A 24,987-nucleotide genomic window follows, 5' to 3' on the forward strand; every position below is an offset into this window, starting at 1 on the left:
ATGATCAAAAACTTCATTGATGACTTTATTCTCGATAAAAATCATCTGCTACCACAGAGAATCTATAAATAATAGTGCGTAAGTCCTAATTATTTTAATTCTTCTTATGCTTGCTGTAGTTACATATCTCAAATCACCGAATTTCAAGGGGAAAGTTGGTGAGTTTATGGTTTCTGAGCATGTTGCTAAGTATTTAAGTGCTGAATATATATTGCTTAATAATTGTACTTTACCTGATCAGAAAGACGGGACGACTCAAATTGATCATATTTTAATAAGCCCTTATGGTGTTTTTATTGTTGAAACTAAAAACTATACGGGATGGATTTTTGGAAATGCTCGCCAGAAGCAGTGGACACAAAAAATTTATAAGAAAAGTTATAAATTTCAGAATCCGTTACACCAAAACTATAAGCATATTAAAGTATTGGAAATGGTTCTAAGTGATGTTGTTGATCCGCAGTATTTGCATTCTATTGTTGTATTTACAGCTCGAAGCGAATTTAAAACAGATATGCCTGAAAATGTCTTTCGTAGTAAAGCTTGGATTGAATACGTAAAACGTTTTGATCAACAGGTGATTAGTCCTATGAAGCTCAAAAGAATTAAATATCGAATTGAAAAAGAAGTATTAGAGCCTTCTTGGAAGACAAATCGATTGCATGTTGAGCATTTAAAGCAAAAGCAAATAGAAAAGAAATCCACTGTATAAGTGACTGTAGAAATTGATGATTTAACTCAATCGTATTGCCAGATTTGGCTATTGTACTTTGCCCTATATCCAGTTACTTTTTATGAGGAATAATCAAGTCTGTTAGACAAGTAAACGAATATTTAGATGTGCATTTGAGCATAATCTTTTCGCATTTTGAAAGAATGAAAATAACAGGGATAGCAATGACACAAACAGCATTTGACTTTGTAGTAATAGGTGGTGGTTCGGCGGGTAGTGTGCTTGCAGGTAGACTCTCGGAGAATCCAAATATTTCAGTATGTTTATTGGAAGCGGGTGGAGACGGCAATAGCTGGTTGGTGAATACACCAGCAGCTGCGGTGATTAGCATCCCAACGAAACTGAATAACTGGGCGCTAGAAACCATACCGCAAAAAGGTTTAAATGGACGTAAAGGATATCAACCACGTGGCAGATGCTTGGGGGGTAGTTCAGCGATCAATGCAATCGTGTATATTCGCGGGCATCGAGATGATTATGATCATTGGGCAGCTTTAGGAAATACCGGTTGGTCCTATGATGAAGTGTTACCATATTTTAAAAAATCAGAACATAACGAAAGAATTAAAAATGAGTATCATGGACAGCATGGTCCACTCAATGTAAGTGAACTACATTCAGATAATCCATACCAAAAAACCTTTATTGAAGCAGCTAAACAAGTAGGCTATCCACTGAATGATGATTTTAATGGCGCAGAGCAAGAAGGCGTAGGTGTCTATCAAGTTACCCAGAAGAATGGTGAACGTTGGAGTGCTGCACGTGGGTATTTATTGCCTTATATCGGTAAGCGTCCAAATTTACATGTGATCACACAAGCGATGGTATCGCGAATTGTGATCGAAAATGGTCGTGCTGTAGGCGTGGAATTTAAGCATAAAGGACAAGTCACAGTTGTTCGTGCAAATAAAGAAGTTTTACTCTCTGCAGGGGCTTTCCAATCACCACAAGTTTTGATGCTTTCGGGGATTGGTCCTCGTCAAGAATTAGAAAAACACGGTATTCCTGTGGTTAAAGATTTAGCTGGAGTTGGTGAAAATCTACATGACCATCCTGACTTTATTTTTGCTTATAAGACTAAACAAATAGATGGAACTTTCGGTGTTTCTGTTGGTGGTAGTTTAGATTTAATCAAACAAATTGGGCGTTATCGTAAGGAGCGTCGAGGCTTAATTACGACCAATTATGCAGAGTGTGGTGGTTTCTTAAAGAGCCATCCTGAGTTAGATAAACCGAATCTACAACTGCATTTCGTCATTGCTGTAGTAGATAATCATGCTCGAACCATGCATACAGGACACGGTATTTCATGCCACGTATGTTTGCTCAATCCTCGTGCGCGTGGTTCGGTCAAACTCAGTGGCAAAAATGTAGATGATCCGCTATTAATTGACTTTAAATTCCTTGAGGATGAGCAAGACCTTCAAGATATGGTTGATGGATTTAAAGTCACGCAAAAGTTAATGCAAGCACCTGCTTTGAGTGAAAAAATTAAAGAAGATATGTTTACTGCAAACGTGCAATCTGATGATGAGATTCGTGAGATTTTACGCCAACGTGTCGATACGGTGTATCACCCAGTTGGTAGTTGCAAAATGGGTGTAGATGAGATGGCTGTGGTTGATCCTGAGCTGAAAGTATATGGTATTCAAGGCTTGCGTGTGATTGATGCGTCGATTATGCCAACAGTGGTAAATGGTAATACCAACGCACCTGCGATCATGATTGCTAAAAAAGCAGTAGACATGATTCGCGAAACTTGGAAGTGAGTATATGGAGCTAAGGTTTTGCCTTAGCTCTCTTCTTTATTATCTGAGTTACGTGGTGTTTCCAACATACGCGGAAAGGTGAAATTAAAATCATCTAGTGCATAACGAAATAATTGAGCAGGGCGTTTACCGACAATTTTTTGTTGCCCTGTTTCCTCAACTGCTCCCGCCTCCTGCATGCGTCGTCTAAATGATTTTTTTTCTAGGGTTTGGCCTAAAATAATTTCATAGATTGTTTGTAATTCGGTCAGGGTAAATAATTCAGGCATGAGACTAGCTGGGAGTGCGGTATAGCGGGTTTTATTGCACAAGCGATCAAATGCTAATTTTAGTAATTTCTGATGGTCAAAAGCTAATTCTAGTTGCAAGGCTTCTTCTATAGAAATCCATTTACTCATTTCAGTTGTTGAAGTCTTTTTAATTTCAAATTTACTAAAATCAATCAGTGCAAAATACAGTGATGTAATCGACCAACCGCGCGGATCACGATGCTGATTGCCGATGGTTTCAACTTGTTCTAGATAAGGGGAGTGAATCCCTGTTTTTTCAAGCAGTTTACGGTGAGCTGTTGCCATTAAATCTGGATCGGTTTTTAAATCAATAAAACCACCTGGAAGCGCCCATTTCCCTTTTTCGGGAAAGTTAGAGCGTTGAATCATTAAAACCTGTAATTGACCTTTTGCCACAGAAAAAATTGCCATATCAACCGTAAACAGTGGGGTGTCATAGTCTGTTTTTTGATAGTGGGCAAGGTATGCCTGTTCGGACGTATGGATAGTTTCCTTACTCATAGAAATATTAAGAAATCGGAATAAAGTAACATCATAGCGGAGTCTTATTGGGTTCTCATCATATTTTAGGATAAGCCACTACGTCTTACACTTCACTAAAGCTAATAACTTTAGTTTGTTCAGGCTCGACCTGAGAAGCGTTTAAAGCTTCGTAAATGTTTTGGCAAAAGTAGGCAAAATCTGAGGTACGGCAAAGATTGATAATCTTTGCCGTACCGTAAGGCGAAAGCTTTGCTTAAGCACTTAACTATTCATTTCATTTATCTTGCACTAAGCCAATGCTTTAGTCGCTTTGGCTTGTTCAGGTTGCGGATGACTTTTCCGAGTATCTAATCACTGGATGTGTTTTAATCATAGAGAGTTTTGCCTAGACCAATCTCTCCCGAATTTGGTCAAGAGAGCATTCTCTTAATAATTGACCATTTTCAAATACAGTTTGCAGTGCGCCCATATTTTCCTGTTCAAAGCTTTGTTGATCAAATAACTCAAAGCCATTATTAGTCTGTTCAACCCTTAATAATCCTTTGGCTGATTTTTTAACACCTGAGTCTGTCACAGGGTCTTTAAACAGTTCACGACCTACGCCGTTGACTTGACCCCAAGTGGCTTTTACGGCAAAGCCAAAAGTGTCGCGAGTTAAATAGTTATAGGCATAGCTGCCAATACCAAAGACTAGATTATTCGAGGCAAAGCCTTTGGCTTCTAAGCCTTTTAGGATATTTTGGGCACGTTCTAGAGTAATCGAGTCACCATAGATTAAACCAACACGCTCGTTGAGTACTTTATAGCCTTGAGCTGTTTCTGTGCCGCCAAAAATTTCCCATAAACATTGCACTGCACCTTTATAAGCTGGACTATCTCGCTCTGCATCCAGGATCGCCACAGATAATTTTCACAGGATCACCAGAGTCAGGGCGAAACACCACTTTGGCGAGTCCGAGCGCATTCGGTTGGCGATTTAGGATCTCTGATTTTAATTTCACGCTAAACTCTGTAATCACACGCCAAAAATCCCAAGTATCTGAAACGATACTGACCACGCCACTCGGATAGAGTTCACAGATCAGACGTCTAAAGGTCTCGATTTCACTCTCTTCACTGCCCAGACACATCACACTGTGTTCTGTTGCAGGCACCGAAACACCGACGACACCAGTGGCGTTATAATATTCTTCAGCATAGTCAATTGATGCAACTGAATCGGTACCGATAAAACTGGTCAAGTGCCCCACGCCTGATTGAGCTGCATCATAGATCCCACTCATCCCACGGCTACTAAAATCATGGCCTTGAACAGCAACAAAGTCTAAAGGTACACCTGTTTTTTCTGCATATTGAGTTAACAAGCGTTTGTATTCATAAGCAATTGTTGAAGTGGTGCAACTTTTCCATAATTCGGCACTGAGCACAGTTTCAATATAGTTGGTTAACCAAAAGAAATTCGGATCAGTATTGATAATTGTCAATACAGGCACTTTGATATTGACTCGACTACCTTCTTCTAGTGCTTTAATCTTTAAAGGTAAATAGCCAAGATCGTGCAATGCTTCGATGTGTTCAACGGGAACAGCACCTTCACCTAGAGAATTGTCCATGCGACGTTTATAGGCTGTGACCACTTTGGCTTTAGGTTGATTAAAGAAGCCCTCGTTCCAAGTTTCAATTAAAAAATGTTTGATAAAACCTTGTAAACCGAAGAACACAATCTTGTCATCAAAATCAGGCAGCATTTTGGCTAAACGTGATGAGCGAGGGGTGAAGTTAGCATAGACGTATTCAGTCCCCACTGGATACTGACGACGGTGATCGGCTTTGTAGAAATCAATTGCATTGAGTGGATTTATTTTAATAGTCATTTTATAGGCCTCTTACTTAAGAGCTTAGTATTGAAAATTGATAATGTTGAGTTTGTTTGCTTTTGCTTGTGGCAGGCTATTACTGGTAAACACCTGATCGACCAAGCCATCAAATACCGCCAGCCCCTTACTAAAAATGCCGTGTGTGACATACAAGATAATGTTTTGGCAGTTTAGGCTGCGTAGTTGTTTGGCAATACCAATAAAGGTTGCACCACCGTCACAAATATCATCGGTGATCACGGCTGTTTTTCCTGTCAAATCAGGGCTATTCACCGCTATTGCTCTAATTTTTCCAGTGTTTGGATCACGTTGTTTTTCACAGTGAATGATGTCAATCGCCTGTTGGCGTTGCGAATTGATGCCGTTGGCAATCGCTTGGGTGCGTTGTATTGCACCTGCATCAGGACAGATCAACACGGTATTATCTGCGCTTAAGATCTGCATCAATGTTGAGCTTTGCTGGATAATCTCAATCGGTTCGATATTGATTACCTCTTGGAAGTTGGTATTTTTGCGTAACAGCTCTATGGTCTTTGGACTATGACAATCCCACACCACAATTTTCTGACGTTGTCCTGCAAATTTTTCGCTATTGCTATTCAATAACTTGGTCATTAAATCTAATGAGAAGGCCTGACCTTGTGCACAGATACGATCTTGACGTGCGTAAGGAAAATAAGGGATTTCCACCGAAAGGCGCGAGCCTTGTTCTAACAACACATTTTCCAGTAATAGATAGTCCATTACATCTGTACTGTGATTCAGTGAGGCTGTGATCTGAGCGTGTGCTTGTAATTGGTTCAATAACTCTGGTTGTAGTTGAATATGACGTTCGCCACCTGAAAACTGCAAAAACTCGATGGGAACATTCGCTTGAGCTGTCATAAGTTGGATCGTCATTTTTAATTTCTCTTTTATAGTGGCTTAAAGCCAGTAAATATATATTGGCATAAAGACACTATTAAAAGCAAGTATTAAATTCGATCTTTTTTAATAAAAATAGGGAGTAATTTAGAAAAAAAGATTCATCTATTTGAAGTTAAAAGAGAATGATTTTTAAACTGCATTATCGAGTGATTTATAAAGCTGATCTTATTTGATAGGGGTATTGATCTTTAAGTCATATGTTCTGACAATACTGTATGTCAAAATTAAAAATGAAATAAGTGAGCTAAACTGTTTTAATGAAAAAATTAAAACAGTTAACACATGCAATAAAACAATAAGGAAAGCATCCTATGAAATCTCTAGTTTGTCATAACGCTGAATTGAAGCTTGAAGATAGTCTTCAATTAGTTCCTGCTAAAGGACAGGTGTTACTTGAAGTGGTACGTTGTGGAATCTGTGGTTCTGATTTACACATGCAACATCACTGTGATCATATGCATGATTTGGCAGCACGTGTGGGGTTTAATGGGGTAGCAAAATCCTCAGATAAGCTGGTTTTTGGTCATGAGTTCTGCGGTAAAGTGTTAGATTATGGTCCAAAAACGCGCCGTAAATTAAAAGCCGACACACTAGTTTGTGCGATGCCGCTATTAAATATTGATCCAAAAGGTTATGTCCCAACTGGTCTATCGCCGAGTGCTTCGGGTGGTTATGCTGAGCAAATCTTGGTCCAATCAAGTTTAATGTTTGAAGTGCCAAATGGCTTAGATGCCGACAGCGCAGCGTTAACTGAACCGATGGCTGTTGCTTTACATGCAGTTCGTCGTAGTCGGATTAAGAAAAATGAACCAGCGATTGTAATTGGCTGTGGTCCTGTTGGTTTAGGCGTAATTATTATGCTCAAAGCCGCGGGAGTTAAAACGGTAGTTGCTAGTGATTTTTCACCAAATCGTCGTAGACTCGCTGAACTGTGCGGTGCAGATGTCTTGATTGATCCTAAACAACAATCTCCATTTAGTAGTTGGAAAGAGCTTGGTCTACTCGGCAATGTTTCTGAAGCAATCAATATGGGGATGGGTATTTTTGATAAAGTTCAGACTTTCTCTTTGCCGTGGGTTAATGCTATGCGCGTCGGGGATAAGCTTGGTCTATTACCGAAACGTCCTGTGATTTTTGAATGCGTAGGTGTCTCTGGCATCATGCAGCAAATCTTGGAGGGTGCACCATTGTTCTCACGTATTGTGGGCGTAGGTGTCTGTATGCAAAGTGATAAGATCGAACCTGCATTGGCGATCAATAAAGAATTGGAAATCCAATATGTATTGGGTTATACACCACTTGAGTTCCGTGACACCCTGCATATGATTGCTGAAGGTAAAATTGATGTCTCACCGCTGATTACGGGTGTGGTTGGTCTGGAAGGTGTAGGGAATGCCTTTGATGCCTTACGTGATCCAGAGCAACATGCAAAAATTCTGATCGATCCAAAACGAGCAGGATCAGATATTGAGTTGATCAATGCTTAAATCATATTGAATAAAAAGCTGCATTGATTGCAGCTTTTTTTATTGTGCTGATTAAAAACTTTTTGTCAGTGAGACAGCCACAGTGGAATCAATTGGATTTGAGACTTTGGCATTAGGATTGCCATTGCTATATTGCTTGTAGTAATCATCTTTATCCCATGCTTTGCTGTAACTTAAACTTCCCAAAAGGTTGTACGGGAGTTCTTTATTAATGGCAAAGCTGACGTCTTGAAAGTTTGCATCAGAGAAGTTTTTGATTCGCTGATGACCATAGTGAGCATCTGCCGACCAGCCTTGCCCTAAAGGTTGATGCCAACTGACATCAAGATAACCTGAACCACGAGAATGTTTATTAGTACCAATACCTAAAGTATCCGAGTTATTCCCGAAGTAATCTTGGGTGTAGGTAATGGAATATTTAACACTTAATGGTCCATAACTGATTTCTGGGATTATTTCACCGTAATCAAAGCGAGTATTTCCTGTTTCTGCTGTAGTTTTGGCGCCAGGATAATAGTAGTAAGCGACTTTAGTGCCTAGAGTTAGATCTCCAAAACTACGGCTGTAACCCGTATAAACATCCCACTCTACTGATGCATCACGAATAAAATGATCACTCACAGTCGATGCCCAAGTTCCAGCATAAAAACCATTATCATGGTTATAGTCTATTCCACCTTGAATTGCAGGTTTGCCCCAAGTTTGTTGAAAACCACGTGATACATATTGACTTGCGAGTGTTAGATTAGCGCTAAAAGGTGATGCTATTTCTGTGCTTGCTTCAGTGGCATGAGCAGTGTGCAAGAAGAAGCCCAAAGGGACTAGAAGTAAAATTCTTTTCATTTGAATTTTCCTAATGGTTGGCAGCACCTTAGTGTCATAAGGTGCTGAACATAACTGGACTAGGTTATGCAAATGGACGTAAAGGAGTCTGACGAACAGGGCTTGATCCTGCTTTGAAATAAGGTGCTTGCGAAGGTGGTAATTTTTGCCCACGAATTTGATCAGCAATTTTTTCTGCCATCATAATCGTGGTGGCATTTAAGTTGCCTGTGATAATGATTGGCATGATAGAGGCATCAATTACACGTAGCCCGCGTACGCCGTGAACACGACCTTGACCATCGACAACAGCCATTTCATCTTCACCCATTTTGCAACTGCATGATGGATGGTAGGCTGTCTCGGCATGTTCTCGAACAAAAGAGTCTAGTTCAGCATCGGTTTTTAACTGCATACTTGGGCTGATTTCTTCGCCACGATAAGGGTCAAGTGCAGGTTGATGCATGATTTCACGCGTGATACGAATCCCATCTCTGAATTCACGCCAATCTTGTTCGGTGGACATGTAATTAAATAAGATACTTGGATGTTCAAATGGATCTTTGGATTTGAGTTTGATCCGACCACGTGACGGTGAACGCATTGAACCAACATGAGCTTGAAAGCCATGCTCATTCACGGCATTACTACCGTTGTAGTTAATTGCGACAGGTAAGAAGTGATACTGAATATTTGGCCATTCAAATTCATCAGATGAACGAATGAATCCACCAGCTTCAAACTGATTGCTTGCGCCAATCCCTTTGCCCAGGAATAACCACTCTGCACCAATCGCAGGTTGGTTGTACCATTTCAATGCTGGGTAAAGTGAAACTGGTTTTTTACATTTGTATTGTAAATACATTTCCAAATGATCTTGCAGATTTTCACCCACACCAGGTAAGTCTTGAATAACTTCAATATCCATCGATTTGAGGAAAGTGCTTTGTCCAACACCTGAGCGCTGTAAAATTTGCGGTGATGCAATTGCCCCTGCACATAACAAGACTTCACGTTTGGCATGTGCTTGTTTCATGTTGGCTTGATCTAAACCAATAATGTATTCGACACCAATTGCTTGTTTATGACTAAATAAGATTTTATTGGTCATGGCGTGGGTGACAATCGTCAAATTGGGACGACCTTTTGCCATATCTAAATAACCGCGAGCAGTACTCGAACGACGCCCTTGCGGTGTCACCGTTCGATCCATCGGACCGAAGCCTTCTTGCTGATAACCGTTTAAATCATCTGTACGAGGATAACCTGCCTGTACACCTGCTTCGATCATGGCATGAAACAGTTCATTATTGCCTTGTTTTGGGGTTGTGACTGAAACAGGACCTTCACCGCCGTGATAATCGTTAGCACCAATGTCGCGTGTTTCTGATTTTCGGTAATATGGTAAACAATCCGCATATCTCCAATCTTCAAGCCCTTGATGCGTTGACCATTGGTCTAAATCCATCGCGTTACCACGGATGTAGCACATACCATTAATGAGTGATGAGCCACCTAGACCTTTACCACGACCACACTCCATACGGCGATTGTTCATATGTGGTTCAGGGTCGGTCAAATATGCCCAATTGTAGCGACGGCCTTGTAGTGGAAACGCCAAAGCGGCTGGCATTTGCGTGCGGAAATCAAGCCGATAATCTGGACCGCCTGCTTCTAATAATAATACTGAGATATCTGCATCTTCAGTTAAACGTGCAGCGAGGACGTTACCTGCTGAGCCTGCACCAATAATAATATAATCGTATTCTTGCTTATTCATAATCTGCCTTTATTTGTTGCAAGATCAACTGAATACATGTGACTCAGTTGATCAAGATAAGATAAAGCGCAATGCTTTTAGAAAATGCTTTGGTAATCACCAAGCTCAACTTGAACGGATTTAATGCGTGTGTAGTGAGATAGGGTCGAGATCCCATTTTCACGACCTACACCAGATTGTTTATAACCACCGACTGGCATTTCAGCAGGGGATTCGCCCCAAGTATTGATCCAACAAATACCAGCTTCGATTTGGTGAATAATGCGATGTGCTTTGTTAATGTCTGGTGTCACCACACCTGCTGCTAGACCAAAAGTGGTGTTATTGGCACGACGAATGACTTCATCTTCAGTTTGGTAGCTCAAGATGCTCATGACTGGACCAAAGATTTCGTCCTGCACGATTCGCATATCATCAGTACAGTCTGTAAATACTGTCGGTAATACATATGCACCGTCAGCCAATTCACCCGTTGCTCGATCACCACCGATCAGTAATTTGGCGCCTTGTTGTTTACCAGTATTGATGTAGGAAAGAACTTTTTCCATATGCGGGAAACTGGTTAATGGACCAAAATTGGTATCTGCATTCATTGGGTCGCCGATACGAATACGTTGCACACGTTCTAATACTGCATTTTCAAATTCTGTTTTTAATGATGCTGGAATAAAGACACGCGTACCATTGGTACAGACTTGACCAGAACTAAAGAAGTTCGCCATCACCGCAATATCTGCGGCTTTATTCATATCTGCATCTTCACAGATGATCAGTGGTGATTTACCACCAAGTTCCATCGTCACTTCTTTTAAGCTTGAAGCAGCAGCGCTTGCCATCACTTTTTTTCCAGTTTCAACACCGCCAGTAAACGAAATTTTTTCAATGACAGGATGTTCTGTCAGCCATTGACCGATATCACGACCAGCCCCTTGTACGACGTTGAATACACCATCAGGTACACCTGCTTCGGTATAAATTTCAGCAAGTTTAAATGCGCTAAGTGGGGTGATTTCACTTGGTTTGAAAATCATGGCATTGCCCGCAGCGAGCGCAGGAGCGGATTTCCATAAAGCAATTTGAATCGGATAGTTCCAAGCACCGATGCCTGCAACGACACCTAAAGGTTCACGGCGAGTATAGAAGAAACTACTTTCGCGTAATGGAACTTGTTCACCTTGGATGGCTGTCGATAAACCTGCGTAATATTCGAGCACATCAGCACCTGTCACAATATCGACAGTCGATGTTTCGCTATAAGCTTTACCTGTATCTAAGGTTTCAAGTTTTGCTAGTTCATCATTGCGTTCACGTAAAATATCTACAGCTCGACGTAAAATACGAGAACGCTCAACTGCTGTGATTGTCGCCCAAACTTTTTGACCTTGTTGAGCACTTTGAACAGCTTTTTCAATATCTTGTTGAGAGGCTTGTTGGATATGGGCAATTACGTTGCCATTGGCTGGATTGATACTGTCAAAACTTACACCACTTGTGGCATTGACATATTGACCGTGGATATACAATGGATGAGTTTGCACATCATTCATTTTGTCTCTCCTGAAATAAGGGTTTAGCCAGTTGAAGTTGCATGTCTAAATAGTCATAGGCAACTCGTCTTGCATTCTGCCGATCGAAATGATCATTCCCCACGAGTCCACCTCGTAGCCATAACCCATCGATCAGTGCTGCTAAGCCACTCGCAGCAGTACTTGCTCTTTCACTTGGCATCAGTTTTAAAAAGTGATGTTTTAAGTTCGAATACAAGCGTCGATCATTAATGCGCTGTAAACGTGCAAGCTCTGGGCTATGCATACTGGCTGACCAAAAATCTAACCAAACGCGCATAGCGGTTTTATTGACCTGACTACTATCAAAGTTTGAATCAATGATTGCCTTAATTTGGTTTTCAGGTTGTTGATCTGCTGTATTGGCTTTGTATTGCAGAGAGGTGAGATGCAATCTCTTGAGCATCTCCCGCATACAGTTGATCATTAACCCTTGCTTATCACCAAAATAATGGCTGACGATACCTGTTGAGACTCCCGCTTTTTTTGCAATTTGTGAAATGGTGGTTTGTGATAAACCCACTTCATAAATCACTTCAAATGCGGCATTAACGATCTCTTCACGGCGTTCGTGTTCAGGTTTAACTCTGCGTTTGGTCATGTGTAGTTGCCATAAATGCCTAAAATTATTAAGGCGTTAGATTAAAATCTGGATGCAGAAAATGATAACACAACATCATGATACTTTTAATTGATTGAATGTTCAATCAATTAAAAGTATAGTATTTGCAACAAGGATGCTTTACATAACTCTTAATCGTGTTATCGGAGATCCCTGTTAAAGTATCAAAAGTGTTGATTTATTGAATGGATTTTTAGTGGTTGGGTCTAAGCTCAGTTACTCTTAAAAATGCTTCTTTGCATCCACACAGGTAATTACAAAAATGCAGCTTATGCAATGATTGGTGTTGTTTTCAATATCTTTTAAATGCTGTGTCTTCTCGTTGTTTTCGTCAATAAATCGTGGTCGAGTTATTGAGAAAAACAACTTTCAAAATTTAAATTTTCCTTGAGGATTGTATGGTGACAGATAATCCAAGAGCAGTTGATGATTCATCTATTCAAACAAAAGATCAGTTAAATCGCGTGGTCTTTTATGTTTCAGCGCTCATAATTTTAATATTTTCACTGACGACGATTTTATTTAATGATTTTTCGAATCATTTGCTCAATGTTGTACTGGCTTGGGTGAGTGATAAATTCAGTTGGTATTACTTACTTGCCGCAACGCTTTACCTCATCTTTGTGGTTTTTATCGCTTGTTCTCGTTATGGCGATATAAAGCTAGGTCCTAAACATTCCAAACCTGAGTTTAGCCTGCTGAGTTGGTCGGCAATGCTGTTCGCCGCAGGTATCGGCACAGATCTAATGTTTTTCTCGGTGGCTGAACCACTGTCACATTATATGAATCCACCAGTGGGTGAGGGGCAAACTTATGAAGCCGCTCGTCAAGGGATGGTATGGACTTTATTTCATTATGGTCTAACAGGCTGGGGCATGTATGCCTTAGTCGGGATGGCTTTGGGATATTTTAGTTATCGCTATAACTTACCTCTGACCATTCGTTCTGCGCTTTATCCGATTTTTGGTAAAAAAATTGATGGTCCGATTGGTCATACCGTAGATACCGCCGCCGTGATTGGGACGATTTTCGGTATCGCAACGACTTGTGGTATTGCAGTTGTTCAAATCAATTATGGCTTGCATGTTTTATTTGATTGGCCTGAAGGTTTATGGGTTCAATCAGGACTGATTTTAGTTGCTGTGATTGTGACGATTATTTCGGTAACAGCAGGTGTCAATAAAGGCATTAAAGTACTTTCCGAAATCAATATTTATGCCGCTATTGGTTTAATGCTATTTGTGCTGTTTTTAGGGAATACAGAGTTCTTATTAAATGCCTTGGTACAAAATTTTGGTGACTATATCAGCCGCTTTCCAAGCTTAGCTTTAGATAGTTTTGCATTTGAACAACCAAAAGAGTGGATGAACAGTTGGACATTATTCTTTTGGGCATGGTGGGTGGCTTGGTCTCCATTTGTAGGTTTGTTTTTGGCACGTATTTCACGTGGTCGTACCATTCGTGAGTTTGTCTGTGGAACTTTGATTATTCCTCTACTATTCACGATCACATGGTTATCAATCTTTGGTAACAGTGCCTTGTACAACGTTATCTTTGATGGCAATACAGCTTTGGCCCAAACTGTTTTGACAGATCCTGCACATGGGTTTTATGACTTATTGGCACAGTATCCGTGGTTTGGATTTGTTGCTGGTGTAGCAACCATTACAGGGCTTCTGTTCTATGTGACCTCTGCTGATTCTGGGGCATTAGTTCTAGGAAATTTCACCACGAAGTTTTCTAATGTCGATAATGATGCGCCACGTTGGTTACGTGTGTTTTGGGCGATTGCGATTGGTTTATTGACCATCGCGATGTTGATGGCAAATGGTATTACTGCTTTACAAAGTGCAACCGTAATCATGGGATTACCGTTTAGCTTTGTAATGCTGCTTGTGATGGCTGGACTCTATAAATCTCTCCGTTTAGAAGATTATCGTAAAGCTAGTCGTAGCTTAAATGCTGCACCTGTAGTCGGTAATGTCGATATTCTAAATTGGAAACAACGCCTTTCACGTGTCATGCATCATCCTGGTAGCCATGAAACATTGCGTATGCTCGATAATGTATGTAGACCTGCAGTGCAAACCGTTGCTGATGAACTGATTAAACGAGGGATGAACGTTGAGGTTAATCAAGGCGAATCTGAATACCACGATAAGTTGTATCACCTAGACTTAACGATTTTCATTGAAGATGAGCATAATTTTGTCTATCAAATTTGGCCTGTACGCTATATCGCTCCGACATTTAGTGAACGAGGCAAACGTGGTAAGCAATATTATTATCGTTTGGAAACATTCTTGTATGAAGGTTCTCAAGACAATGACTTGGTTGGATATACCAAAGAGCAGGTCATTAATGACATTTTAGATAAGTATGAGCGTCATATGACTTTCTTACATATCAACCGAATTAGTCCAGGAAATCGTCCTCTTTATCCTGACTCACAAGACTAATTACAAGACCTCACATTTCTGTGGGGTTTTTTTTAATCGTGAAGATTTTACAAAGTATAATTTGCTTCATAATCTAGCTTATTTTTTATTATTAAGTGTTGGCTTATCTTGTAGTTCGAATGATCATAATCGAACAGCCAACAGAGAAGAATCAATACTTTATAAACTGATAACTCGCAAATATGAGACTAGAAGGAACTTCAAATGAAAAAAATAATGATGTTTTGTGCTCTCATGGTTGTGATCTTTATATCTGTATTATTTGTCAGTCCTAAGCCGACAATTTGGTTATTGCAGCACAGTTTATTTAGCATTCCAAAAGATTCACGACCTGCTCAGTACCAAGAGCCGAACGTGATTGTATCGACAAACTTAACCTATCCATCAAAGTTTCAAAGAAATACATTTGACTTCTACAAGACTAAAGTGCCTTTAGCTCATCAGCCCGTAGTAATTTGAGTGCATGGTGGCGGATTTGTCGGTGGAGATAAGCTTGAAGTGAAAGCTTATGCAACTGAATTAGCTTCACAAGGTTACTCTGTCTTTGTGCTTAATTATGAACTTGTGCCGACCGCAAAATATCCTGAACCTGTCATCCAAGTTTCGGAAGCCATTCGTTATATAAAAACGAGCTTTGCTAAACAACATAATTTAAATATGGCGAATATATTTATTGCAGGGGACTCCGCTGGAGCACAGATCGCTTTGCAATTTTTACTCATTCAATCCAACCCTCAATATGCAGACTTGCTCAATATTCAGAAGACCTTAAATCTATCCGACATCCGAGGTGGTTTATTGTATTGTGGTCCTTATGATTTGAAAAATATGGTTCTACAGGCAAACTCTGCGATTACCCGATTTGCATTTGGACGTATTGGTTGGGCATATTTAGAGGACAAAGACTGGCTTACTCGTACTGAGGATAAAGGATTAGTGGTGTCCGAATATCTAAACGCAGCACTTCCACCAATTTATTTAACAGATGGCAATACCGCTTCATTTGAACAACAAGCTCGCCAACTAGAAAAACAATTGCAGAAAGTTGGTGTAGCAACCAAATCACGATATTTTGATCAGAAAACTGATCCTACAGCTCATGAATATCAATTTCTGTTGGACACCAAACCGGCCCAACTCACTCTGAAGGATACACTTCAGTTTATGGATACATATAGACAAAAATGATTTGATCAAAACCACAACAAACATAAATGTTATGGTCTATAGCGCACCATATTTTTGCCATGTTTCACCTGTTTCATAGGGAGCATAATGGCTTTTTAATTCTTGCAAAGACTGCGTTTGATACAGTGCAAATAAAATCATAATGAAGAATAGGCAGAAGAGTTTCATAAATCTTTTGTATTTATAATGCCCTGAATATAAATAAAAAATACAATAAAAAGCTAAGATTAAATAAGTGCAGAACAGGGAGTGGAAAACTAAATTGCCCAGTAATACCAGTGTCAGTACAAGAGCAATTCTATTTTTTAAAGAACTTGGACGGAAACTTAATGCGGTGAGTACTAATAAACCTAGTGCTGTCCAAAACAGATAACTATTGCCGCCAATAATCACAATATAGGTTGCTTGTAACCATAACAAAGTCAGCCATATAAAAATGGAAGAAATAATAAATTTAGACGACTCAGAAGAAGCGGGCAAAGAATGTTTCATATCACATAAACGATTTGAAAGCTTAGTCAAGCAAAGCTAAAAGTGAAACCGCATGAGGTCTTTGGTCTTAAATTTTGCTAAAACAACACAAGCTAAAGAAAGTGAGCCACCAATCAGAACTGCTGGCACAACCGTGAGGAAACGTGTCATTAGCGTTGAGTGCAAAGCACCAAGCTCATTACTTGATGTCACAAAGATGCCATTAATCGCTGCGATACGACCAAGCATGTCTCGTGGGGGAATGAGTTGCAGTAAAGTTTGGCGGATAATAATGTTAACACTATCACACGAACCTATAATAATGAGAAACACGACAGATAAAAAGTAATATCTAGTAACAGCAAATAACAAAGTACATAATGAAAAACCAGTAAGGCTGAGCAACATGATTTTCCATGGCTGATATTTTGGGGGATATCGAACCAAAATCAGCATAGTCAATAAAGCACCGAAGGCTGGTGCCGAGCGTAATATTCCAAAACCTGTTGCTCCGACATGCAAAATATCACTGGCGAAAATAGGCAATAGGGCAATTACCCCTCCAAAAAATACTGAACTTAAATCAAGAAACATTGCCCAAAAAATAATTTTAGTTTTACGAATATAGAGAAATGCTTCTTTGATACTGAGTAAGGCAGATTCAGATTGCATCTCAGGAAAAGTTCTACTTGTTAGAGCCCATAAAGCTAAGCTACCTATGAGGAATAAGCTTGTAATAACACTAAACACTATGGATAAGCGCAAATGTGCAAGCATTAATCCTCCAATGACTGGTGCTAGAATGCCACATACTTGCCAGCACATGCTGGTCCAAGTGGCTGCGCGGGCATATAAATGTTCTTGGACAATAAAAGGGCGCAGTGAATTGAAACAAGGGCTGTAAATTCCACGAATACATCCAAATAAGAATAAAATACCAAAGGTAGAAATCAGTAGAATGTTGGCATTGATATGATCATGCTCAAATAGATCAAAACAAATCCAAAGTGCGATTGATAATGGAATTGCTAGACTAAAACTAAGCTGTAAAATCCGCTGACGATTGAAACGATCTGCAATATAACCACCCCACAAGGACAATACCAAAAATGGAATAAAATCCATTAGACCTACCAAGCCAAGCATCAATGGATTCTTGGTAATTTGATACAGTTGAAAGGCGATAACAATCTCTTGTATCAACACAGCAAATGTCAAACAAGCTTGATTTATCGTTAAAAATGAAAAATCACGACAACGAAATACCGCAAAGGCAGAATGAGAACAATCAGTGGACATAATTCAAAAATGAGAAAATAAAAAAGGGAAGAGTCGAAACTCATCCCTTTCTGTTTCAGTTTAAGCGTGCTTAATGTGCAGCAGCTTCGACTTTTGCAACTTGTTTTGTAGGTACCAAGTTTTTAGGCGTTGTATAGTTCAAACCTAAAGTTGAACTCGTATACTGGCGCACTTGATCCAACAATGCAGGATTTTCTGATAAATCCTGACCATAAGAACGTACAATCTCATGCAGTTTGGTATTCCAAACACCTTGAGTTTGCTCAGGGAAGGCTTTTTCAAGCAAGTTGAGCATAATGTAAGGAGACGTTGAAGCACCAGGAGATGCACCAAGCAACGCAGTTACAGATTTATCTTGCGATGCAAAGATTTCCGTACCGAATTGCAATTTCGCAGGTTTACCTGGTTCTTTCTTAATGATCTGAACACGTTGACCACCCTGACGTAAATGCCAGTCTTTCGGATCTGCTTCTGGATAGTATTTTTTCAACTCGTTGAAGCGGTCTTCGTCTGACATCAACACTTGGCTTACTAAATATTGGACTAGATCCGCATTTTGTAGACCAATCGCTGCCATTGGCAATACGTTGTTTTTATTGGTTGATGCTAACAAATCAAGCTGTGAACCTTGTTTTAGGAACTTGTTTGAATAAGTTGCAAATGGACCAAATAAGACATATTTTTTGCCATCAATATAACGCGTATCAATATGTGGAACTGACATTGGCGGCGCACCTAGATCTGCACGACCATATACTTTTGCTGTATGTTGAGCTGTAATCGCAGGATTATCAGTCACCAAGAACTCACCACCCACAGGGAAGCCTGCATATTGTTGTGCTTCTGGAAGCCCTGTCATTTGCAACAACTTAATTGCAGCACCGCCTGCACCGATAAATACAAAACGTGTTTTGACGTGATTCGTTTCGCCAGATTTTAAATCTTTGAATGCAACTGACCAAGTGTTGTCATCATTACGGCTAATACCAGTAACTTCTGTTGACGTTCTGAGTTGGAAATTTGGGCTCTTCTCAAGATGGCTTACCAATTGAATTGTAATTGCCCCGTAGTTCACATCCGAACCTACATCCATACGTGTCGCAGCAACTTTTTGCTGTGGATCACGACCATTCATGACTAATGGTGCCCATTGCTTAATTTCAGATGGGTTTTCTGTCATTTTCATGCCAGCAAATAATGGATCTTGAATCATGGCTGCATAACGCTTTTCCATGAAGTTCACATTATCGCCCCATACAAATGCAATGTGTGGAACAGGATTGATAAAGGTATTTGGCGTATTTAACACACCTTTCTGAACTTGATATGCCCAAAACTGTTTAGCAATTTCGAATTGACCAGCAACTTTGACAGCTTTAGAAATGTCCATTTTACCGTCTTTCTCTTCGGTATAATTCATTTCCATAAAGCCAGAGTGACCAGTACCTGCATTGTTAAAGCCGTTTGAACTTTCTTGAGCAACTGCATCAAGACGTTCGTACATACGGATGTTCCAGTCAGGTTGTAACTCGTTGAGATATGTACCGAGCGTGGCACTCATGATACCGCCACCGATAAGTACAACATCAACCACAGGTTCGTCGTTTTTCGTTTTAATTGCCTTAGACGTAACAGGTCTAAAAAGAAAGGCAATTGCAATAACTATGAGTACTAGAAGTAGTACTAATAAGTACTTCCAAAATTTTTTCATTCAATTTACCTTAAAAATTAAATGACCCCCTATATGGATGATATAGAGAGAAAAGATTTAAATGATGAGTGAGCGCAAATGCACATCAGTGCAGGGGTTGCCTTACTGATGCGAGAGAAAAAGTTTGTGAATTTTACTTTAATTTAGGCAGTGTTTTTGTTTACCAAATGTTTAAAAATGTAAGATTCAAGATCACTTGGATAGTGGTTTATTTAGCTTATTGTTAAAAAAGAAATTATATTTACTTTGTTTGATTTTATTTGATAAAAACTGACATTTTAATAGCTATAAAAAAAGCCGTCTTTGAGACAGCTTTCTTATATAGGTGAATTGATGAGCAAATACTTACCAGCTCAAAGCACCACCTGTTTGGTAATCTGTTACGCGCGTCTCGAAGAAATTCTTCTCTTTACGCAAGTCCATCATCTCAGACATCCATGCAAATGGGTTTGTTACACCAGCGAATTGCTCTGGTAAACCAAGTTGCGATAAACGACGGTTACAGATGAACTTCAAATATTCTTCCATCATGCTTGCGTTCATACCCAATACACCGCGTGGCATAGTGTCACGTGCATATTCGATCTCAAGCATCGTACCTTCAAGAATCATTTGAATCACTTCTTGTTGGAATTCAGCAGTCCAAAGGTGAGGGTTCTCAATCTTGATTTGGTTGATCATATCGATACCAAAGTTCAAGTGCATTGATTCATCACGTAGGATGTATTGGAATTGCTCAGCAACACCATTCATCTTGTTGCGACGACCCATACTCAAGATTTGAGTAAAACCACAGTAGAAGAAAATACCTTCTAATACACAGTAGAATGCAATCAAGTTACGAAGTAAACGTTGATCGTTTTCAGGCGTACCTGTGTGGAATGTAGGATCACTTAAAGATTGAGTATATTTCAAACCCCATGATGCTTTACGTGCAACACTTGGAATCTCACGGTACATGTTGAAGACTTCGCCTTCGTCCATACCTAAAGATTCGATACAGTATTGGTAAGCATGCGTGTGAATCGCTTCTTCAAATGCTTGACGCAAGATGTATTGGCGGCATTCAGGGTTTGTAATATGACGATAAATCGCCAAAACCAAGTTGTTCGCAACCAATGAGTCTGCTGTTGAGAAGAAACCTAAAGAACGCATAACGATAGTACGCTCATCTTCGGTTAAGCCATTTTCAGACTTCCAAAGTGCGATATCGTGGTTCATGTTAACTTCTTGTGGCATCCAGTGGTTTGCACACCCATCCAAGTATTTTTGCCAAGCCCACTCATATTTGAATGGAACAAGTTGGTTTAAATCCGCACGACAGTTGATCATGGCTTTGTCGTCAACTTGTACACGCTGAGCACCCATTTCAAGCTCTTCTAAGCCCGGTGCAACGTCCAAATGATCTAGGGCTGCAGATGCTCTAGCCAACGAATCGGTTGGATTTGTTGCTCGGTTGGCACTGGCTCCAGTGGGTTGTGCAGCTGCCATGCTCGGCGATGATTGCTCTGAATCAGATACCACCTGCGTATTAACCGTTTTTTGCGAGTCGAGGGACGCAGACTTGTGTTCAGGTGCAGTCGGTTTTTGCGAATCATCTTCAAAATCGTCCCAGCTAAGGATAGACATATTTAATCTCACTATAATCTTAATTTATTTACATTGCAGTTTTAAAAAATGAAAATGGCGCATAAGAAACACAGCAAAACAAAAAGGGTAATAATCAATCCCATCATCGCTAAACGTTTGAGATTGATAGTTGCGGGAAGTGAGTTTGGCGTTAATAATTTGCCTGTTTCATCATAAATGGCAATCGCTCTTGCCCCGCTACTTAGCCCTAGCTCTTGTAATGCTCGTATTTCTACTTGTGTTAAACCAAATTCCATTCGCTCCATTGCTTGAATAAACATATAAGGAGCTAAATACTTAAAACCGCCACCACCACGTTTGAGTAACTGCGTTAATGTAGTTTCAGCGATACTAAAATCACCTAATAACGAACGTGGATGTGAAAACTGTGCACATTCAGTTAGATATTCTGTAGAAGATGGATAATGAAGTACTATCCGATCGACATAAATCTGTACTAAAACAGCAGGAGCATTAGCATATCGTTCTAAATCAGTTTGAAGCATAGTTCTACTTCCCAATAAAGCACTTTATTGATCTTGCTTACGCTGTTGTTTCCGAATGGCTAAAAATGCATAAACCATCGGTACATAAAAGAAAATAAAGGCAAAGATCAGAACAGCTAATCCCAACATATAGTTATGAGTCATAGTCATCATACTCTTTGCCTTAATCTTTAGAACCCTTCTTGCTATAAAGAAGGGTGCTTTATTGGATTAAATTACTGACAAGCTTCACAGTCTGGATTGTCAATTGAACATGCCATTGGAACTGGAGCTGCTGTAGTGAAACCATCTTCTTCAACTTGAGCTTCTGGTTTCTTATCTTCAACCGCTTGAGCTGCAACGACAGGAGCCTCAACTGATGCTGGTTTAACTGCGTTCAATGCACCCGTATTGATTGTTGATTTCTCAGCAGAAGTTGCACCCAAAGCACGGAGGTAATAAGTCGTTTTAAGACCACGTAACCATGCCATCTTATAGGTAATGTCAAGTTTCTTACCGTTTGCACCAGCGATGTAAAGGTTCAGCGACTGTGCTTGATCAATCCATTTTTGACGACGTGATGCAGCATCAACGATCCAACGAGTTTCCACTTCAAAAGCTGTCGCGAAGATTGCTTTCAATTCCTCAGGAATACGCGCAATCTTCTGAACTGAACCTTCAAAGTGTTTCAGATCATTTACCATCACGGTATCCCATAGACCACGTTCTTTTAATGCACGAACAAGGTAAGGGTTGATCACTGTGAATTCACCTGAAAGGTTAGATTTCACATACAAGTTTTGGAATGTTGGCTCAATCGACTGAGACACACCACAAATGTTTGAAATCGTTGCAGTCGGTGCAATCGCCATTACATTTGAGTTACGCATACCATCTTTTTGAACTTTGGCACGTAAGCTATCCCAATCCAAACGTTGAGTACGATCAACTTCGAACATACGTTCAGGACGTGATTTAGCAACTAACTCTAAAGAGTCGATTGGTAGAATGCCTTGATCCCACAATGAACCTTTAAATGTTGAGTAAGCACCACGCTCTAGCGCAAGATCGCTTGATGTTTGAATCGCGTAGTAACTGATTACTTCCATAGATTCATCAGCAAAATCAACTGCTGCATCTGAACCGTAAGCAATACCCATTTCATATAGTGCATCTTGGAAGCCCATGATACCCATACCGACAGGGCGGTGCTTTAAGTTCGAGTTTTTCGCTTGTGGTACAGCGTAATAGTTAATGTCGATTACGTTGTCGAGCATACGTACCGCAGTTTTAATCGTGCGAGCTAATTTCTCACGATCTAACACACCACCTTGAACGTGTTGTACAAGGTTAATCGAACCCAAGTTACAAACTGCGATTTCATCTTGGCTTGTATTCAATGTAATTTCAGTACACAAGTTTGATGAGTGCACCACGCCAACGTGTTGTTGTGGTGAACGTAAGTTACATACGTCTTTGAAAGTGATCCACGGATGACCTGTTTCAAATAACATCGAAAGCATTTTGCGCCATAAGTCTTTGGCACGTACTTTCTTGTGTAGCATGTTTTGTTCTTTTGCTACTGCTTCGTAATGCGTATAACGTTCAGCAAACTCAGCACCTGTTAGATCGTGTAGATCAGGCGTTTCTGAAGGTGTAAATAATGTCCATTCAGCATCTTCAAATACACGTTGCATAAATAAATCAGGAACCCAGTTCGCTGTATTCATGTCGTGAGTACGACGACGATCATCACCTGTGTTTTTACGTAATTCTAGGAATTCTTCAACATCTAAGTGCCAAGTTTCTAAGTACGCACAAACTGCACCTTTACGCTTACCACCTTGGTTAACAGCAACTGCGGTATCATTCGCTACTTTAAGGAATGGAACAACACCTTGAGACTTACCATTTGTACCTTTGATATATGAGTTCAAAGCACGTACAGGTGTCCAGTCATTACCTAAACCACCAGCCCATTTAGAAAGCATTGCGTTGTCACGCATCGCACCATAAATGTCATATAGGTCATCACCAATTGTTGTTAAATAACAGCTTGATAGTTGTGGGCGTAATGTACCTGAGTTAAATAGCGTTGGCGTAGATGCCATGTAATCGAAGCTAGATAATAAGTTATAAAACTCGATTGCACGCTCTTCTTTATTTTCTTCATTGAGTGCGAGACCCATTGAAACACGCATAAAGAATAATTGTGGTAATTCAAAACGTACACCATTTGAATGAATGAAGTAACGATCGAATAAAGTTTGTAGACCTAGATAGGTAAATTGATTTGAGCGTTCAGGTTGAATCGCTGCTGATAATTTAGCAAGGTCAAAATTAAGAAGATCAGGAGATAAAAGATCAAGCTCGATCCCTTTCTTCAAGAAAGGTTCTAAAGCATCATTCTCAGATGTATCTGTTGATAAACCTAAGAATTCTAATCCAGTGCCGACAAGCTCATTACATAACAAGCGTGCAGTCACATAAGTATAGTTTGGCTCTTGTTCGATACGCGTACGAGTCGCCATCATCATCGTTGTTGCGATGTCACTTTCTTTTACGCCGTTATAAAGGTTTTTAACGGTTTCATCGACAATCGCTTGAACGTCAATTCCTTCCAAGCCTTCGCTTGCAGTTTCAATCGTTGCTGTAAGCGCATCTAAATCCAACGGTTGGAGCTGACCGTTGTGATCGGTGATTTGCAATGTTGGATGGTGATTTGCACCTGTTTGCTGACGAGCAGTTGCACGTTGTTCACGATAAATCACATAAGCACGAGCAACTTTTTGCTCGCCTGTACGCATGAGTGCCAATTCAACTTGATCTTGAATTTCTTCGATGTGAATCGTACCGCCAGATGGTAAACGACGTTTAAACGTGTTCATTACCATTTCAGTTAGTTGAGAAATACGGTCATGGATGCGACTTGAGTCTGCTCCTTGTTGACCTTCAACAGCTAAAAATGCTTTCCCAATCGCAACAGAGATTTTCTCAGCATTAAAAGTCGCAATTTCGCCAGTGCGCTTAATAACCTGAAGTTGGCCAGGAGTAGAAGTGATGATGCTCATGTCTGCATAGCTCCATTATCATCTATTTTTATGTTCATGGACCGTTTGAATCGAGCAAAAAGTATGCCACGATGTTTGAGGGATAAACACAATACTTAGTGGTTAAAGTTTATTTTCAACACAAGATACGGGATTTTTAACAGCAGATCAATCCTTGACATTTTAGTAAATTTTTTTTCATGTCTTAACTGCTGAATTCACAGGCACATAGCATAACAAAGCCGCCTAAAAAGGCTTATAGATAACTCTGTGGATAACTCAAAAAACAAACACTTAAATCAGTATCGATCAGTTAAGAAACAAATTGTTTAACACTGGT

At 39.9% G+C, this 24,987-nt stretch carries 19 protein-coding genes and 1 pseudogene; 6 read left to right on the forward strand and 14 right to left on the reverse strand.

All coding sequences use genetic code 11. The annotated features are described in order from the left end of the window. Nucleotides 1-106: 106 nt before the first annotated feature. Nucleotides 107-712 (forward strand): nuclease-related domain-containing protein, encoded by a 606-nt coding sequence (locus tag MKL32_RS08130; RefSeq protein ID WP_270900384.1) that lies wholly within the window; start codon nucleotides 107-109, stop codon nucleotides 710-712. Nucleotides 713-897: 185 nt separating this feature from the next. Next, nucleotides 898-2,502, forward strand: coding sequence for a GMC family oxidoreductase (locus MKL32_RS08135; RefSeq protein WP_270900385.1), 1,605 nt, complete (start codon nucleotides 898-900; stop codon nucleotides 2,500-2,502). A 23-nt stretch (nucleotides 2,503-2,525) separates the two neighbouring features. Here the strand turns inward: MKL32_RS08135 and ntrR are convergent, their stop codons facing one another. The 3 genes and pseudogenes from ntrR to prs form a co-directional block, all read right to left on the reverse strand. Then, nucleotides 2,526-3,293, reverse strand: coding sequence for an ADPR responsive transcriptional repressor NtrR (gene ntrR / locus MKL32_RS08140; RefSeq protein WP_151707935.1), 768 nt, complete (start codon nucleotides 3,291-3,293; stop codon nucleotides 2,526-2,528). A 367-nt stretch (nucleotides 3,294-3,660) separates the two neighbouring features. Beyond that, nucleotides 3,661-5,149 (reverse strand): annotated as a pseudogene (locus tag MKL32_RS08145) (nicotinate phosphoribosyltransferase). 24 nt (nucleotides 5,150-5,173) lie between these two features. Next, the gene (gene prs, locus MKL32_RS08150; protein WP_039047403.1) at nucleotides 5,174-6,052 is read right to left on the reverse strand and encodes a ribose-phosphate diphosphokinase; all 879 of its coding nucleotides are present in this window, start codon (nucleotides 6,050-6,052) and stop codon (nucleotides 5,174-5,176) included. Between the two features lie 338 nt (nucleotides 6,053-6,390). Here prs and MKL32_RS08155 point away from each other — a divergent pair, with 338 nt between their 5' ends. Further along, nucleotides 6,391-7,566, forward strand: coding sequence for a zinc-binding dehydrogenase (locus tag MKL32_RS08155; protein WP_039047404.1), 1,176 nt, complete (start codon nucleotides 6,391-6,393; stop codon nucleotides 7,564-7,566). Between the two features lie 51 nt (nucleotides 7,567-7,617). Here MKL32_RS08155 and MKL32_RS08160 read toward each other — a convergent pair whose 3' ends face one another. The 4 genes from MKL32_RS08160 to betI all read right to left on the reverse strand — a co-directional run bounded on the left by MKL32_RS08160 (nucleotide 7,618) and on the right by betI (nucleotide 12,334). Next, nucleotides 7,618-8,409, reverse strand: a complete 792-nt coding sequence (locus MKL32_RS08160) for a TorF family putative porin (RefSeq protein ID WP_039047405.1) — start codon at nucleotides 8,407-8,409, stop codon at nucleotides 7,618-7,620. 64 nt (nucleotides 8,410-8,473) lie between these two features. After that, complete coding sequence (gene betA, locus MKL32_RS08165; protein WP_270900386.1) at nucleotides 8,474-10,168, reverse strand: choline dehydrogenase; 1,695 nt, start codon at nucleotides 10,166-10,168, stop codon at nucleotides 8,474-8,476. 77 nt (nucleotides 10,169-10,245) lie between these two features. Further along, nucleotides 10,246-11,715, reverse strand: a complete 1,470-nt coding sequence (gene betB, locus MKL32_RS08170) for a betaine-aldehyde dehydrogenase (protein ID WP_270900387.1) — start codon at nucleotides 11,713-11,715, stop codon at nucleotides 10,246-10,248. Continuing rightward, the gene (gene betI, locus MKL32_RS08175) at nucleotides 11,708-12,334 is read right to left on the reverse strand and encodes a transcriptional regulator BetI (RefSeq protein ID WP_136700418.1); all 627 of its coding nucleotides are present in this window, start codon (nucleotides 12,332-12,334) and stop codon (nucleotides 11,708-11,710) included. Before betI ends, betB begins: the two co-directional genes overlap by 8 nt. A 419-nt stretch (nucleotides 12,335-12,753) precedes the next feature. Between betI and MKL32_RS08180 the strand changes: the two genes are divergently transcribed. From MKL32_RS08180 to MKL32_RS08190, 3 genes are all read left to right on the forward strand, one after another. Beyond that, on the forward strand, nucleotides 12,754-14,814 hold the full coding sequence (locus MKL32_RS08180) for a choline transporter (RefSeq protein WP_004960366.1): 2,061 nt from the start codon (nucleotides 12,754-12,756) through the stop codon (nucleotides 14,812-14,814). Between the two features lie 204 nt (nucleotides 14,815-15,018). Beyond that, nucleotides 15,019-15,273, forward strand: coding sequence for a hypothetical protein (locus MKL32_RS08185; RefSeq protein WP_125271976.1), 255 nt, complete (start codon nucleotides 15,019-15,021; stop codon nucleotides 15,271-15,273). Then, nucleotides 15,274-16,002, forward strand: a complete 729-nt coding sequence (locus tag MKL32_RS08190) for an alpha/beta hydrolase (protein ID WP_125271975.1) — start codon at nucleotides 15,274-15,276, stop codon at nucleotides 16,000-16,002. It abuts the gene before it with no gap. A gap of 36 nt (nucleotides 16,003-16,038) precedes the next feature. On the opposite strand, the gene MKL32_RS08195 is transcribed toward MKL32_RS08190, so the two are convergent. The 7 genes from MKL32_RS08195 to MKL32_RS08225 all read right to left on the reverse strand — a co-directional run bounded on the left by MKL32_RS08195 (nucleotide 16,039) and on the right by MKL32_RS08225 (nucleotide 24,668). Further along, nucleotides 16,039-16,494 carry a hypothetical protein gene (locus MKL32_RS08195; RefSeq protein ID WP_004952409.1) on the reverse strand — a complete coding sequence of 152 codons (456 nt, stop codon included), beginning with the start codon at nucleotides 16,492-16,494 and terminating at the stop codon, nucleotides 16,039-16,041. A gap of 36 nt (nucleotides 16,495-16,530) precedes the next feature. After that, nucleotides 16,531-17,772: an MFS transporter gene (locus MKL32_RS08200; RefSeq protein WP_039047409.1), complete on the reverse strand. Its 1,242-nt coding sequence runs from the start codon at nucleotides 17,770-17,772 to the stop codon at nucleotides 16,531-16,533. A 70-nt stretch (nucleotides 17,773-17,842) separates the two neighbouring features. Then, a complete protein-coding gene (mqo, locus tag MKL32_RS08205) occupies nucleotides 17,843-19,483 on the reverse strand; it encodes a malate dehydrogenase (quinone) (protein ID WP_039047410.1) in 1,641 nt (546 codons plus the stop codon). A 345-nt stretch (nucleotides 19,484-19,828) separates the two neighbouring features. Further along, complete coding sequence (locus tag MKL32_RS08210) at nucleotides 19,829-21,112, reverse strand: ribonucleotide-diphosphate reductase subunit beta (protein WP_126132103.1); 1,284 nt, start codon at nucleotides 21,110-21,112, stop codon at nucleotides 19,829-19,831. 41 nt (nucleotides 21,113-21,153) lie between these two features. Continuing rightward, a complete protein-coding gene (locus tag MKL32_RS08215) occupies nucleotides 21,154-21,618 on the reverse strand; it encodes a hypothetical protein (RefSeq protein WP_004682967.1) in 465 nt (154 codons plus the stop codon). Between the two features lie 24 nt (nucleotides 21,619-21,642). Beyond that, nucleotides 21,643-21,771: a hypothetical protein gene (locus tag MKL32_RS08220; RefSeq protein ID WP_004799830.1), complete on the reverse strand. Its 129-nt coding sequence runs from the start codon at nucleotides 21,769-21,771 to the stop codon at nucleotides 21,643-21,645. A 62-nt stretch (nucleotides 21,772-21,833) separates the two neighbouring features. Further along, nucleotides 21,834-24,668, reverse strand: coding sequence for a ribonucleoside-diphosphate reductase subunit alpha (locus MKL32_RS08225; protein ID WP_004799827.1), 2,835 nt, complete (start codon nucleotides 24,666-24,668; stop codon nucleotides 21,834-21,836). Nucleotides 24,669-24,987 lie beyond the last annotated feature (319 nt).

The sequence above is a fragment of the Acinetobacter sp. AOR34_HL genome, from assembly GCF_027854795.1.
In the GTDB taxonomy this organism is placed as follows: Bacteria; Pseudomonadota; Gammaproteobacteria; order Pseudomonadales; family Moraxellaceae; genus Acinetobacter; species Acinetobacter junii.